Source organism: Candidatus Mycobacterium methanotrophicum (assembly GCF_023515995.1).
In the GTDB taxonomy this organism is placed as follows: domain Bacteria; phylum Actinomycetota; class Actinomycetes; order Mycobacteriales; family Mycobacteriaceae; genus Mycobacterium; species Mycobacterium methanotrophicum.
In genome coordinates, this window is the sequence record NZ_CP097320.1 from 1,706,998 (window position 1) to 1,719,566 (window position 12,569).

16 protein-coding genes are annotated in these 12,569 nt (G+C 66.5%); 6 read left to right on the forward strand and 10 right to left on the reverse strand.

The window, feature by feature from the left end; genetic code table 11:
• Positions 1-81: 81 nt before the first annotated feature.
• Genes rsgA through M5I08_RS09210 form a run of 3 tightly spaced genes read right to left on the reverse strand, consistent with a single transcriptional unit; the run spans position 82 to position 2,554 of the window.
• The gene (gene rsgA, locus M5I08_RS09200; RefSeq protein WP_219067343.1) at positions 82-1,062 is read right to left on the reverse strand and encodes a ribosome small subunit-dependent GTPase A; all 981 of its coding nucleotides are present in this window, start codon (positions 1,060-1,062) and stop codon (positions 82-84) included.
• Positions 1,059-2,360 (reverse strand): 3-phosphoshikimate 1-carboxyvinyltransferase, encoded by a 1,302-nt coding sequence (gene aroA / locus M5I08_RS09205; RefSeq protein ID WP_370328629.1) that lies wholly within the window; start codon positions 2,358-2,360, stop codon positions 1,059-1,061. Before aroA ends, rsgA begins: the two co-directional genes overlap by 4 nt.
• Positions 2,360-2,554, reverse strand: a complete 195-nt coding sequence (locus M5I08_RS09210; protein ID WP_305883655.1) for a hypothetical protein — start codon at positions 2,552-2,554, stop codon at positions 2,360-2,362. Before M5I08_RS09210 ends, aroA begins: the two co-directional genes overlap by 1 nt.
• A gap of 6 nt (positions 2,555-2,560) precedes the next feature.
• Between M5I08_RS09210 and M5I08_RS09215 the strand changes: the two genes are divergently transcribed.
• Complete coding sequence (locus M5I08_RS09215; RefSeq protein ID WP_219067345.1) at positions 2,561-3,319, forward strand: SOS response-associated peptidase; 759 nt, start codon at positions 2,561-2,563, stop codon at positions 3,317-3,319.
• 28 nt (positions 3,320-3,347) lie between these two features.
• Here M5I08_RS09215 and M5I08_RS09220 read toward each other — a convergent pair whose 3' ends face one another.
• Positions 3,348-4,769, reverse strand: a complete 1,422-nt coding sequence (locus tag M5I08_RS09220; RefSeq protein ID WP_219067346.1) for a phytoene desaturase family protein — start codon at positions 4,767-4,769, stop codon at positions 3,348-3,350.
• Between the two features lie 24 nt (positions 4,770-4,793).
• Between M5I08_RS09220 and M5I08_RS09225 the strand changes: the two genes are divergently transcribed.
• Positions 4,794-5,399, forward strand: a complete 606-nt coding sequence (locus M5I08_RS09225; RefSeq protein ID WP_249763211.1) for a hypothetical protein — start codon at positions 4,794-4,796, stop codon at positions 5,397-5,399.
• A 12-nt stretch (positions 5,400-5,411) separates the two neighbouring features.
• Here the strand turns inward: M5I08_RS09225 and M5I08_RS09230 are convergent, their stop codons facing one another.
• Positions 5,412-5,900, reverse strand: a complete 489-nt coding sequence (locus tag M5I08_RS09230) for a YbaK/EbsC family protein (RefSeq protein WP_219067347.1) — start codon at positions 5,898-5,900, stop codon at positions 5,412-5,414.
• Position 5,901: 1 nt separating this feature from the next.
• Positions 5,902-6,750 (reverse strand): SDR family oxidoreductase, encoded by an 849-nt coding sequence (locus tag M5I08_RS09235; protein ID WP_219067376.1) that lies wholly within the window; start codon positions 6,748-6,750, stop codon positions 5,902-5,904.
• Between the two features lie 281 nt (positions 6,751-7,031).
• Between M5I08_RS09235 and M5I08_RS09240 the strand changes: the two genes are divergently transcribed.
• Both M5I08_RS09240 and rsrA read left to right on the forward strand, forming a co-directional pair.
• Positions 7,032-7,697, forward strand: coding sequence for a sigma-70 family RNA polymerase sigma factor (locus tag M5I08_RS09240; RefSeq protein ID WP_370328630.1), 666 nt, complete (start codon positions 7,032-7,034; stop codon positions 7,695-7,697).
• Positions 7,694-7,999, forward strand: coding sequence for a mycothiol system anti-sigma-R factor (gene rsrA / locus M5I08_RS09245; RefSeq protein WP_219067348.1), 306 nt, complete (start codon positions 7,694-7,696; stop codon positions 7,997-7,999). The genes M5I08_RS09240 and rsrA overlap by 4 nt, the downstream gene beginning before the upstream one ends.
• Positions 8,000-8,103: 104 nt before the next feature.
• Here rsrA and M5I08_RS26675 read toward each other — a convergent pair whose 3' ends face one another.
• Together M5I08_RS26675 and M5I08_RS09250 are read right to left on the reverse strand one after the other, a co-directional pair.
• On the reverse strand, positions 8,104-8,178 hold the full coding sequence (locus tag M5I08_RS26675) for a 50S ribosomal protein bL37 (protein WP_139825066.1): 75 nt from the start codon (positions 8,176-8,178) through the stop codon (positions 8,104-8,106).
• 69 nt (positions 8,179-8,247) lie between these two features.
• On the reverse strand, positions 8,248-8,844 hold the full coding sequence (locus tag M5I08_RS09250) for a hypothetical protein (RefSeq protein WP_219067349.1): 597 nt from the start codon (positions 8,842-8,844) through the stop codon (positions 8,248-8,250).
• Positions 8,845-9,196: 352 nt separating this feature from the next.
• Between M5I08_RS09250 and M5I08_RS09255 the strand changes: the two genes are divergently transcribed.
• A complete protein-coding gene (locus M5I08_RS09255) occupies positions 9,197-9,412 on the forward strand; it encodes a biotin/lipoyl-binding carrier protein (protein ID WP_083410850.1) in 216 nt (71 codons plus the stop codon).
• A gap of 37 nt (positions 9,413-9,449) precedes the next feature.
• A complete protein-coding gene (locus M5I08_RS09260) occupies positions 9,450-10,964 on the forward strand; it encodes a sensor histidine kinase (protein ID WP_219067350.1) in 1,515 nt (504 codons plus the stop codon).
• A gap of 57 nt (positions 10,965-11,021) precedes the next feature.
• On the opposite strand, the gene whiB1 is transcribed toward M5I08_RS09260, so the two are convergent.
• Together whiB1 and M5I08_RS09270 are read right to left on the reverse strand one after the other, a co-directional pair.
• Positions 11,022-11,276, reverse strand: coding sequence for a transcriptional regulator WhiB1 (whiB1, locus tag M5I08_RS09265; protein WP_219067351.1), 255 nt, complete (start codon positions 11,274-11,276; stop codon positions 11,022-11,024).
• A gap of 290 nt (positions 11,277-11,566) precedes the next feature.
• The gene (locus M5I08_RS09270) at positions 11,567-12,532 is read right to left on the reverse strand and encodes a diacylglycerol/lipid kinase family protein (RefSeq protein ID WP_219067352.1); all 966 of its coding nucleotides are present in this window, start codon (positions 12,530-12,532) and stop codon (positions 11,567-11,569) included.
• Between the last annotated feature and the right edge of the window lie 37 nt (positions 12,533-12,569).

Below are 12,569 nucleotides of genomic sequence, written 5' to 3' on the forward strand. Positions count from 1 at the left end.
TTGGCTCTGCGCTCTGCGGCGTTCTTGCGCGACCGTGCACAGTTGTACGCCGCGAGCGGCGTACAGACACGCACGCTCCGGCTAACTTTCGCGTAGCGCGGCCAGCAGTCGCCGCGCGGCGCCCACGCGACGGGTGGCCGGGCCGGTCAGCGTGTCCAGCGCGCATTCGGGATCTGCGGGCGCGCCCATGTGTCCGCAGCCGCGCGGGCATTCCTCGATGGCTTGGGCCAGATCCGAAAACGCCGCTATCACGTCGTCGGGTTGGATGTGGGCCAACCCGAACGAGCGGATCCCCGGGGTATCGATCACCCAGCCGGTGTCGTCGAGCGGCAGCGCCACCGATTGCGTCGAGGTGTGTCGCCCCCGGCCAATATCGGTCACTTGACCGACCGCTCGATCCGCTTCCGGCACAAGACGGTTCACCAAGGTCGACTTGCCGACGCCGGAATGGCCAAGTAGCACGGTGATTTTGTCGACCAGCAGGTGCGCGACGGCTTCCAGCGGGTCGTCGCGGCCGGCGATGACTACGGTGAGATCGAGGTCGGCGAACTGCTCGGCGAACGGCGCGGCGGGCGCCAGGTCGGTCTTGGTCAGACACAGAATCGGTGTGAGCCCGCCCGCGTAGGCCGCGATCAGTGTTCGATCGACCAGGCCGGTGCGCGGCGGCGGGTCGGCCAGCGCCACCACGATCAGCAGTTGATCGGCGTTGGCGACGACCACCCGTTCGGTGGGATCGGTGTCCTCGGCGGTGCGCCGCAACACCGTTCGCCGCGGCCCGCGCCGCACGATGCGGGCCAAGGTGTCGCCTCGCCCGGTTAGGTCGCCGACCACGTCGACGTCGTCGCCGACGACGATCGGCGTGCGGCCCAGTTCGCGTGCCCGCATTGCGGTGACCCGGCGACCGGGGTCGCCGTCGAGCACACATCCCCAGCGGCCGCGGTCGACGCTGATGACCATGGCCGGTTTTGCGTCGGCGTGCTCAGGCCGGGTCTTGGTCCGCGCTCGCGAACCCCGTCCGGCGCGGATCTTGACGTCGGACTCGTCGTAGTCGCCCGGCCTCAACCGCTGGACTCCCCAACCATATTCGTCCACAGCCGCGGGAAATCCGGCATCGTCTTGGCAGTGGTGGCGATGTCGTCGACCTCGACTCCGGAGACCCGTAGCCCGACAATCGCGCCAGCCGTCGCCATCCGGTGATCGGCATACGACCGCCAAATCCCCGACCGCAGCGGCGTCGCGGTGATTTCCAGGCCGTCAGCGGTTTGGCGGCAATTGCCGCCCAGCCGGTTGATCTCGGTGCTCAGCGCCGCCAGGCGGTCGGTTTCGTGGCCACGCAGGTGGGCGATGCCGGACAGCCTTGACACCGAGCCCGGCGTGGCTAATGCGGCGAGCACCGCGACCGCGGGGGTGAGTTCACCGACGTCGCGCAGGTTTACATCGAAACCGCCGTAGGATGGCGGCCCCTGCACCGCAAGATATGAATCAGATTGTGTGGCAACCGAATCCAGTTGCTCAAGGATACTCAGAATCGCCTCGGCCGGTTGGATGCTGTGCGCCGGCCAGCCGGTGATGCGCACACTGCCCGCGCTGACCACGGCCGCCGCGATGAATGGCACGGCGTTGGACAGGTCCGGTTCGATGTGCCAGTGCCGGGCCGTCACCACGCCCGGTCGTACCTGCCAACGGTCGGGCGTGGTGTCGTCGACCTCGACGCCGGTTTGTCGCAGCATGGCCACCGTCATCGCGACATGCGGCGCCGAGGGCAGTGCCGGACCGACGTGTTGCACGCTCAGGCCCGCGGTGAACGACGCGCCGCAGAGCAGCAGGCCCGAGACGAACTGCGACGACGCGGAGGCATCGATTTTCACCGTCCCGCCGGTGACCGATCCGGCGGCGCGGACCCGGAACGGCAACCCGTCGCCGTCGATGTCGACACCCATGCCGCGCAGCGCGTCGAGCAACGGGGTGATCGGCCTGACCCGGGCCTGCTCGTCGCCGTCGAAGGTCACTGACACGCCAGGGACGGCTGCTAGGGCCGCCAGCGGCGGGACGAAACGCAGCACCGTGCCGGCCAATCCGCAATCGATCCGGGCGTCAGCTGGCGGGGCGACCTTCCCGCTGACCGTCAGCTCTGCTGCCGACCCCTCGACCTGTAGGCCCAACGCGTCCAGCGCGCCGATCATCAGGTCGGTGTCGCGGCTGCGCAGCGCACCGCTGATCGCCGACACCCCCCCGTTCGCGGCGGCCAGCGCCGAGAGCACCAATGCCCGGTTGGTCTGCGATTTGGACCCCGGCACTGTGACCGTCGCGCACACCGGCCGCTGCATGTGCGGCGCGGACCAGGTATTCACGTGCTCCATCATTGCCTACCGGCGATCGCAAGCGCGGCGAAGCCGGGCGCAGCGGGTCGCCGCCCGCCCGACAACCCGGCGATCGCAAGCGCGGCGAAGCCGGGCGCAGCGGGTCGCCGCCCGCCCGACAACCCGGCGATCGCAAGCGCGGCGAAGCCGGGCGCAGCGGGTCGCCGCCCGCCCGACAACCCGGCGGGCACCATGGAGTTATGTGTGGACGGTTCGCAGTGACCACCGATCCGGCCGCGCTGGCCGAGAAGATCCAGGCGACCGATGAGAGGTGGGCGGCGCGTGAAGCAACCGACCCGAACTACAACGTGGCGCCTACCACGACCATCACCACGGTGGTACGTCGTCACGATGAACCCGACGACGAACCCACCCGACGGGTGCGGCTGATGCGCTGGGGGTTGGTGCCGCCGTGGGCCAAGGCGGGGTCTGACGGCGCCCCGGAGTCCAAGGGCCCGCAGCTGATCAATGCCCGCGCCGACAAGGTCACCACCTCGCCGGCGTTTCGGTCGAGCGCCAAGTCCAAGCGCTGCCTGGTGCCGATGGACGGCTACTACGAATGGCGGGCCAACCCGGCCGCTGACGGCAAGAAGGCCCGTAAGACACCGTTCTACATCTACCGCGCCGACGGCGAAACGCTGTTCATGGCCGGCCTGTGGTCGGTTTGGAAGCCAGCCACGGACGCCAGCCCATTGTTGAGTTGCACCATCATCACCACCGATGCGGTCGGCGAGCTTGCCGAGATCCATGACCGGATGCCATTGGTGGCGCCCGAGCGTTACTGGGACCGCTGGCTGGATCCCGACGCGCCGGCCGATCTGGAGTTACTGGCAAATCCGCCTGACGTGCGTGGCATCGAGATGCGCGAAATCTCGACGCTGGTCAACAGCGTGCGCAACAACGGCCCCGAGCTGATCGAGCCGGCCGAGTCGCCGCCCGAACAAGCGAGGCTGCTCTAAGCGCTGTAGTCGTCAACGAGTCAACGGGTTACGCCCGCTGCGCCAGATAGGCGAGCGCGAGGTCGGCGGCGTTGGCGCCACACATGCCGTGCGCGCCGGGCCCCGGTGGAGTGGCGGCCGAGCAGATGTACATGCCAGGGATTCCAATGGCGTAGGGCGACAACGTGATTCGTGGCCCAAATGTCAGCTGACGGATGTCCTTGGCGCCGGTCATAATGTCGCCGCCCACGTAGTTGGGGTTGTAGGCGTCCATCTGCGTCGTCGATCGAACCGCGCACCCGATAATGCGGTCCCGGAAACTCGGGGCGAACCGCTCGATCTGGGCGGTGATCGCCTCGGTCGCGTCGCCGGCATAGCCGTTCGGGACGTGCGCGTAGGTCCACACCGGATGCGTATTGCCCACTGACCGTTGCGGGTCGGCCAGATACTGCTGACCGACCAACACGAATGGCCGCTGGGGCATGCGTCCGGCGTGGATATCCCGCTCGGTCGCGGCCAGTTCGCGATAGCTCCCGGCCAGATGCACCGTGCCGGCCCGGTGCGCGTGCGGGTTGGTCCACGGCACGCCGCCCTCCACGGCGAAGTCGACTTTGAACGCGCCGGGTCCACGCCGGAACCTGGTGAAGCGACGAGAAATTCGGCGCGGAAGACGATCGCCCAATATCTCAGCGACGGCGCTCGGCGCCAGATCGAACATCGTGACGTCGGCGGGAGGCAACTGCGCTGCCGCCTTTACCCGAACCCCGGTCACGATCTTGCCGCCCAGATCGCTCAGCAGCGCCACCATCGCGTTGGTAATCGACTGCGATCCCCCTTCTGCCACCGCCCAACCGTGCCGGTGCCCGGCCACGATGATGCCCATCCCGATCGCGGAGGTCATCGGGTAGTGCAGCGGCCGAAAGGCGTGTGCCGCAACGCCCCCGAACAATGCCTGTCCCTCATCGGTGCGAAACCACCGGGCCAACGCCGCCCCGGGAAGCACGGTGGGTGCACCGAACCGGGCCAGCGTCATCGGGTGGTGCGGGAACCGCAGCAGCGGCCGCATGATGTCCTCGCTGAGCGCGTCGAACCGGGTTGCCGGGTAACCAAACGCGAACCGCCACCGCGGCCCATCGCGACCCAGCCCTGCGGCGGTCTCCTGCACCGAGCGGTACAGCACTCCGGCGCTGCCGTCGTCGAGGGGATGAACGCAATCGATCTCCGGCCAGCGCCACGACAGGCCGTACCGCTGCAGGTCGAATCGGCTTAAGAACTGCGAGCCGACGGCCATCGGGTGGATCGCCGAGCAGTGGTCGTGCAGCAGGCCCGGGATGATGGCTTCGCCGCTGCGAACGCCACCGCCGACCTCGTCGGCGGCCTCGAGCACGGTCACCTGCACGCCTTGGGCGGCAAGGCAGATGGCGGCGGCAAGCCCGTTGGGCCCGCCGCCCACGACCAGTGAAGTATTCAAGGCTGCCGCTGCTCGATGTCCAAGGTGCGATGTACTCCTAAGAAGGTACCGGGGAGACGAACCCGTCGATTGCTGGCCGCGGCCGTCTACGCCCAAGTGAGGAACGAATACCAGGCGGGATTCGTCGCAATGTTGCGCAGCCACGCCACCGCCGAGGACAGCATGCGCGGCGGTGTCGCGCACCACCTGCGGTGGGTGGCCGCCAACCGCAGCGAGGCGGCGTTGCTGCTGGGCGATCGGCTGGACAGCGCCGAGCTGCGCGACGCCAAACGGGAGTTCTTTGCGGCCATGCGCGACTGGTGGCGTGCTGCAGCTATGGCGTGCTGCGGACCGAATCAAGGAGGGCGGGTGATGAGTGCAGCAGAACCGCTCTACAACAGCATGGTCGCCGACGGCGATGACCCCGACGCGCCTCGCCGGGTAAGCATCGAGCATCGACATCGGCCTTTTGCAGGCGCCCATTCGCACTTTCGCTGCAAAGCGTCGATTTCGGCGGGCAGTCCTCAGCACACTGGCGTCACGCCGACAGTCCTCAGCACACTGGCGTCACGCCGACAGGGTGATATCAGATGCGCCCTCTCGGTGAAGAAGGTCCTATTCCCTGCCCAGAGCGACTCAAGAGGCTGGTGAGCCTTGGAGCGGTCAGGCCCGGATCGCGGCAGTCACCGCGCCGGTGAGCCGGATCAAGTCGCCCGGTGTCACCCCGACATCCCACCCGCGCCGGCCCGCGCTGCAATAGACCCGGTCCCAGTCCAGGGCGCCGGAGTCGACGACGGTCGGCAGCGGCGCGCGCTGCCCGAACGGCGAAACAGCGCCGACCACATATCCGGTCGCTCGTTGGGCGGCAGCGGGTTCGGCCATGCTGGCTTTGCCCACTCCCAGCGCAGCGGCGGCCGCCTTCAGCGACAACTTCGACGACGCCGGCAGTATCGCGACGGCGAGCCCGTCGGGCACCGCGATGATCAACGTCTTGTAGATCTGTTCAGCGGCGATGCCGCCGCCCTCGGTCAGCGCACCGACCGCCTCGATACCGAACGAGCGCGCCCGCGAATCATGACCGAACTTGACGACCTCGTGTGGCACACCGGCCCCGATCAGAGCCGCGAGAGCCGGTGTCGCGGCCGCGGCCACGCTACGGCCCGGTGTAGCCAGGCGGGTTGACGCCGTCCACCCAGAAGTCGACGCCGAGTTTGCCGCCCGGGATGCAGTCATACATCGACAAGTCCGTGACACCGGATTCCACCAGCACGTCTTCGCACAGCAGCGTGTTGCCGGTGTAGTCACGGGACGGCTTGTTGAGGATGACGTAGGCCGCGTCGGAGTACACCTGCGGCTTGCGGGCGCGGCCCATCGCCTCGTCGCCGCCGAGCAAGTTCTGCACCGCGGCGGTGGCAACCAGCGTGCGCGGCCACAGGGTGTTCGACGCAATGCCGTCGTTGCGCAACTCCTCGGCCATGCCCAGCGCGCACAGCGTCATGCCGAACTTAGCCATCATGTAGGCCGTCGGCTTCAACCACTCTTTTCCGAGCAATACCGGCGGCGACAACGTCAAGATGTGCGGGTTCTGCCGGCCTTTCAGATGCGGAATACACGCCCGCGACACCGCATAGGTGCCGCGCACCTGAATGCCGTTCATCAGGTCGAAGCGCTTCATCGGCACTTCGGTGATCGACCCCAGGTTGATTGCCGACGCGTTGTTCACGCAGATGTCGATGCCGCCGAACTGCTCGACGGTCTTGGCGACGGCGGCTTCGACCGAATCCGGGTCGCGGACGTCGCCGACGATCGGCAGCGCCTGGCCGCCGGCCTCTTCGAGCTCTTTGGCGGCCGTGAACACCGTGCCAGGAAGCTTGGGGTGCGGCTCGGCGGTCTTGGCGATCAGCGCGATGTTGGCCCCGTCCTGGGCGGCCCGCTTGGCGATGGCCAAGCCGATTCCGCGGCTGGCACCCGAGATGAACATGGTCTTGGCTTTCAGCAACATGTGCGTCACAGTAACGCTGGTCACAACCCGCCTGAATCGGCGGCTCGGGTTGCCTCGCGGTCGGTGGCGGAATGAACCGGAAATAGCGCGGCGATCATTGCTGTTCTGATGGTTCGACGCAGACACTGTCGGTCGCAGCCTTTAGATTGGGGAAGGGGGGAGATCGGGTGTCAACGGCGATGAGCCTTATCGGCGAAGAGCAGTTGGCCGGGCGCCGGACTGGTCCGGTGCTGATGGACCTGTTCAGCGGCACCGCGACAGAAGGGACTGCGTTACTCAACATGGCCGACATCGACGGCGCGGCCTCGGAGGCCGCCGATGGCTCGGGTGCCCCTGCGCGCAGCCGCTCTGATGAGACCGACGCGGAGTTGACCGCGCGCTTCGAGCGCGACGCGATTCCGCTGCTGGACCAGCTCTATGGCGGCGCATTACGGATGACCCGTAATCCGGCCGATGCCGAGGACCTGCTCCAAGAAACCATGGTCAAGGCCTACGCGGGATTTCGCTCCTTTAAGGAGGGCACGAATCTCAAGGCGTGGCTGTACCGCATCTTGACCAACACCTACATCAACAGTTACCGAAAAAGGCAGCGGCAGCCCGCGCAGTATCCGACAGACGAGATCACCGACTGGCAGCTGGCGGCCACCGCCGAGCACTCCTCGACAGGGTTGCGCTCCGCCGAGGTTGAGGCGCTCGAGTCGTTGCCGGACACCGAGATCAAAGAGGCGCTGCAGGCACTGCCCGAAGAATTTCGGATGGCGGTGTACTACGCCGACGTGGAAGGTTTCCCGTACAAAGAGATCGCCGAGATCATGGAAACACCGATCGGGACGGTGATGTCGCGACTGCATCGCGGCAGGCGACAACTGCGCGCCTTGTTGACCGATGTGGCCAAGGATCGGGGTTTCATCCGCGGCGATCAAACGCCCGAGGAGGTGTCGTCGTGACCGAGTTCTCGCCCACGTCTGGCCGCGATGACCTTCCGGCGGACGTATCCCCGCGCGTCAAAGCCGAGTGCGCCGAAGTGATCGCCGAAGTATGGACCTTGCTCGACGGCGAATGCACCGCCGAGACTCGAGAGAAGCTGCGCAAGCATCTCGAAGAATGCCCGCCATGCCTGCGGCTCTACGGTCTTGAGGGGCGCATCAAGGCATTGATCGCGACCAAGTGCCGCGGCGAGAAGGCTCCGGAAAGCCTTCGGGAGCGCCTACGACTCGAGATCAGCCGCACCACCATCATCGGTCGCTAAGAGCCAGGACGCCTTACAAGGCATCCTGGCTCTTAGCGTCGAACGGCCTCACGCACGGGAAGCGGGGGCGTCCCCCAACGCCCCCGCTTCCCGTGCCGCCCCGTCTAGGAGTTGGGGCGCTTGCCGTGATTGGCCTTGCTGTACTTGCGGTCCTTCTTCTTGCGGCCACGCTTGGCCATAATCGATCCTCCTCGCAGGTTTATCTGCGGGTCAGTTTCCCATGCGTCGGGTGTTGGTTAGCTCTGGGGCTACGCAATCGACCCGGTGCCGACAGGCACTACATCGGCCGGCTGTCCGGGAATCCCTGGCACCTGTCCGGGAGCCCCTGCCGTCTGTCCGGGCAAAAGCGGCGTCTGGCCCGACAGCGCCGGGGTCTGGCCCGGCAATGCACCTGGGTAGCCAGGAGTCTGCCCCGGCAGTCCCCCGGGTAGACCCGGGGTTTGTCCCGGAAGCGCGCCAGGGTAGCCGGGCAGCCCGCCGGCCGCGCCGGGCAGTCCTCCCGGCAGCCCGCCGGCCGCGCCGGGCAGTCCTCCCGGCAGCCCGCCGGCCGCGCCGGGCAGTCCTCCCGGAAGCCCGCCGGACGACAGGGCGCTGCTGGCGGGCATCAACAGGTCACCGGCGCCAGGGATGACGTTGTTCATCAGCGAGCTGAGCTGGCCGAAGATCGTGTTGGCGATGTTCACCGCGCTGCCCGCGCCGGCACCGGCCCCGCCAATAGCTGGAATGGGCAGCGGGTCGTCGGCAAGGAATGGTTGCTGGGGAGCGGCCGCGGCAATCCCGGTGCCGAGCCCAATGGTGGCGATTGCGGCCAGCGCAACCCCGATGCCGGCCTTTACTCGGGTCAATGGTCGTCGAGCTGTCGGATTCGCAAACATGTTCTCGGACAATGGAGTTCCCCTCAAATTCGGCTGAAGCACCAAGTACGCATCAGGCGCTCCAATCACTCTGGTAACGATGCTGCTCAAATGTCACAGGAACAACACGACACGATCACAGGAGAAACTCTATAGGTTCGCTTAGTAATCTTGGAGTTTGCTTACCGATACCCGCGCGATATCTGCCAGTGCTCTGACCTGCGCCGTCGACGTCGACACGACTCGGCGTGGACTCACTCCCTCCCGCCCAGGCCAACTGACTGTGGTTCGATGGAGCAACAGAATTTGGGCAAAAACCGGGTGGGTGACGAACGGGGTGATGATGGCCGAGGACGTCCGCGCAGAAATCGTGGCCAGCGTACTCGAAGTCGTGGTCAGCGAGGGCGACCAGATCGGCGAGGGTGACACCCTGGTGCTGCTGGAATCGATGAAGATGGAGATCCCAGTTCTGGCCGAGGTCGCCGGCACGGTCAGCAAGGTCAGCGTTTCGGCGGGCGACGTCATTCAGGCCGGCGACCTTATCGCCGTAATCAGCTAGCCATTGGCTTGTCCGTACCTCTTGGCGGGAGTCGCCGATGTCCACTCTCGGTGACCTGCTCGCCGAACACACCGTTCTGCCGGGTAGCGCCGTCGACCACCTGCACGCAGTGGTCGGCGAATGGCAGCTGCTTGCCGATCTCTCGTTCGCCGATTACCTGATGTGGGTTCGCCGCGACGACGGTTCGCTGGTCTGTGTGGCGCAATGCCGGCCGAATACCGCTCCCACCGTCTTGCTGCGAGACGCCGTCGGTACCGTGCTGCCCGCCGATCGGGTGCCGCTGATCGGCGCGGCGTTCGAATCCGGCACGATCGGTCTGGAAAGTGACGCGGGCCAATCGTATTCGTGGCGACAAACGGGCCTGAACATCGAGGCGGTGCCGGTGCGGTACGGCGACAAAGTAGTCGCGGTGTTGACCCACCAGACAGCCGTCGGCGACACCCACAAATCCAGCCCGCTGGAGAACGCATACCTTGACTGCGCCGCTGACCTCGTCCACATGCTCTCCGAGGGCACCTTCCCCAACGTCGGGGACTTGGCGATGTCGCGCTCCAGCCCGCGAGCCGGCGACGGCTTCATTCGACTCGACGTCAACGGAATCGTCTCCTATGCCAGTCCGAACGCGCTGTCGGCCTACCACCGGATGGGGCTGACCTCGGAGCTGGAGGGCCACAACCTCATCGAGGTCACCCGTCCGCTGATCTCCGACCCGTTCGAGGCGCGCGAACTTGCTACCCATGTGCGCGACTCGTTGTCCGGCGGTGCCAGCATGCGCATCGAGGTCGACGCCGGCGGTGCGACGGTGCTGCTGCGGACGCTGCCGCTGGTGGTCCACTCCTGCGCAGCCGGCGCAGCGGTACTGGTGCGCGACGTCACCGAAGTCAAGCGCCGCGATCGCGCGCTGATTTCCAAGGACGCCACAATCCGCGAAATTCACCACCGGGTGAAGAACAACCTGCAGACCGTGGCGGCGCTGCTGCGTCTGCAAGCCCGCCGGATGACCAACCCCGAGGGCCGAGAGGCGCTCATCGAGTCGGTGCGGCGGGTGTCGTCGATCGCCTTGGTGCACGACGCGCTGTCGATGTCGGTGGACGAGGAGGTGAACCTCGACGAAGTGATCGACCGGATCCTGCCGATCATGAATGATGTGGCGACGGTGGATACGCCGATCCGAATCAACCGTGCGGGCATGTTCGGCGTCCTGGACTCCGACCGCGCCACCGCGCTGATCATGGTGATCACCGAGCTCGTGCAAAACGCCATCGAGCATGCATTTGACCTGGTAGCCCGAGACCCGGCGGCTGGCGGGGGGTCAGTGACGATACGGGCCGAGCGGTCGGCACGGTGGCTCGATGTGGTTGTCCACGACGACGGCCGCGGGCTGCCCGAGGGCTTCAGCGTCGAGAACTCCGACCGGCTGGGTCTGCAGATCGTCCGGACACTGGTGTCTGCGGAGCTGGATGGCTCGCTGCAGATGCAAAACGCCCCCGAAGGGGGAACCGACGTGGTGTTACGTGTGCCGATCGGGCGTCGCGTCCGCCCCGCGCAGTAGCGCCACACAACGGTGCGGCCCCGACGGGTTGCCGGGGCCGCACCGTTGACGCGGACGTCAGACGGTGCTGCGGGCCTTCGTGCGGGCGTTGCGGCGCTTGAGCGCGCGCCGCTCGTCTTCGCTCATTCCACCCCACACGCCGGAGTCCTGGCCGGTGTTGAGCGCCCATGACAGGCACTCGGTGGTCACCGGACAGCGGTTACAGACCAGTTTCGCGTCAGCGATCTGGGCCAGGGCCGGTCCGCTGTTTCCGACGGGGAAGAACAGCTCCGGGTCCTCATCGCGACACACCGCATTGTGGCGCCAATCCATAGGTCGTTACTCCTCACTGTGTGCGCAGCAGGGCGCATGAGCATTTTTCTTCGGCTGTTAACGCAGGCACAAGAAGATGTTTCGGCACCGTTGCATGCGATAGCTAGATCGTTTCACAGGCTCAACAGATGTCAATAGCACTCGTTGGTCCGTGGTCAATCTCACTTAGAGATTCGTTACCAAACCCCTTAGTCGTTTGTACTACACTTGCCGCACTTGCCGCCAATTTGCCCAGCGATACCGCCGTTTCCGCGACGTTTGCCGCGGGTCAAGACCCGGTCAAGACCCGGTCAAGACCTTATTTTGGTGAAGGGCGCGACGACGTCCAGTGCGTCGGGAACCGCCCGATAGGTCATCTGCTCCCGCACGCCTAAGTAGTCACCGTCAAACTGGCTGGCCATCGGCGGGCCGGAGCAGCTGACCCGCACGCAGGGCGCATCGTCGTCGCGCACGACCTGCTTGCCCTCGATCTTGGGCTGCTTGGAGAACATTTGCGCAACCAGCCTCAGGCTCGGAATCACCTTCAGGTGGGTGACGCCGAACACTCCTAGTCCGGTCTCGAAGGTGGTGCCGGGGTTGGTGCACATCGGCCGGTCGTTGGCGTAGGTCCACGGACTGGAGTTGGACACGAAGACAAAGTGGACCCGGGGTATCGGCTCTCGCCCGGGCAGCTCGACGATCAGCCTCGGTTCACGACGGGAGTAGGCCACCGCGGCGCGCACCGCAGCGGTGATGTAGCGGGTCGGGGTGACTTTGATGCCTTTTTCGCGCTGCGCTTCCACTCTGGCCACCGCCTCGGCGTCGACGCCCATGCCGGCATTGAGCACCGCCCACCGCTCGCCGCAGTCAATCAGCCCGATCCGTCGCCACTTCTTCTCCCGGCCATACCTGTCGAGCAGCCAGATGAGCTGGTTGGTGGCGTCGATCGGGCCCGGTGCGATGCCCAGTTGCCGGGCCACCACGTTCGCCGAGCCGCCCGGAACTATCGCCAGCGCGGGGACATGGCCCGTCGGTAATTGGCCGGGGCGGCCAAGCAGGCCGTTGACCACGTTGCTGACCGTCCCGTCGCCGCCGTGCACGACAACCAGGTCGATCCCGTCCTGAACGGCGGCTTGCGCGATTTCGCCGCCGTGGCCGCGGTGTCGGGTGTGCTCGACGGTTAGCTCGAGGCGGCTTTTGAGCGCGTGCGCCAGCAGGTCGCGCCTCGCCGTGGTGGTCGAAGTCGCGGCGGGGTTGACGATCAGCACGGCGCGCATGAGACCAAAGCCTACGGGAGCGGCGACGATGCGGGTC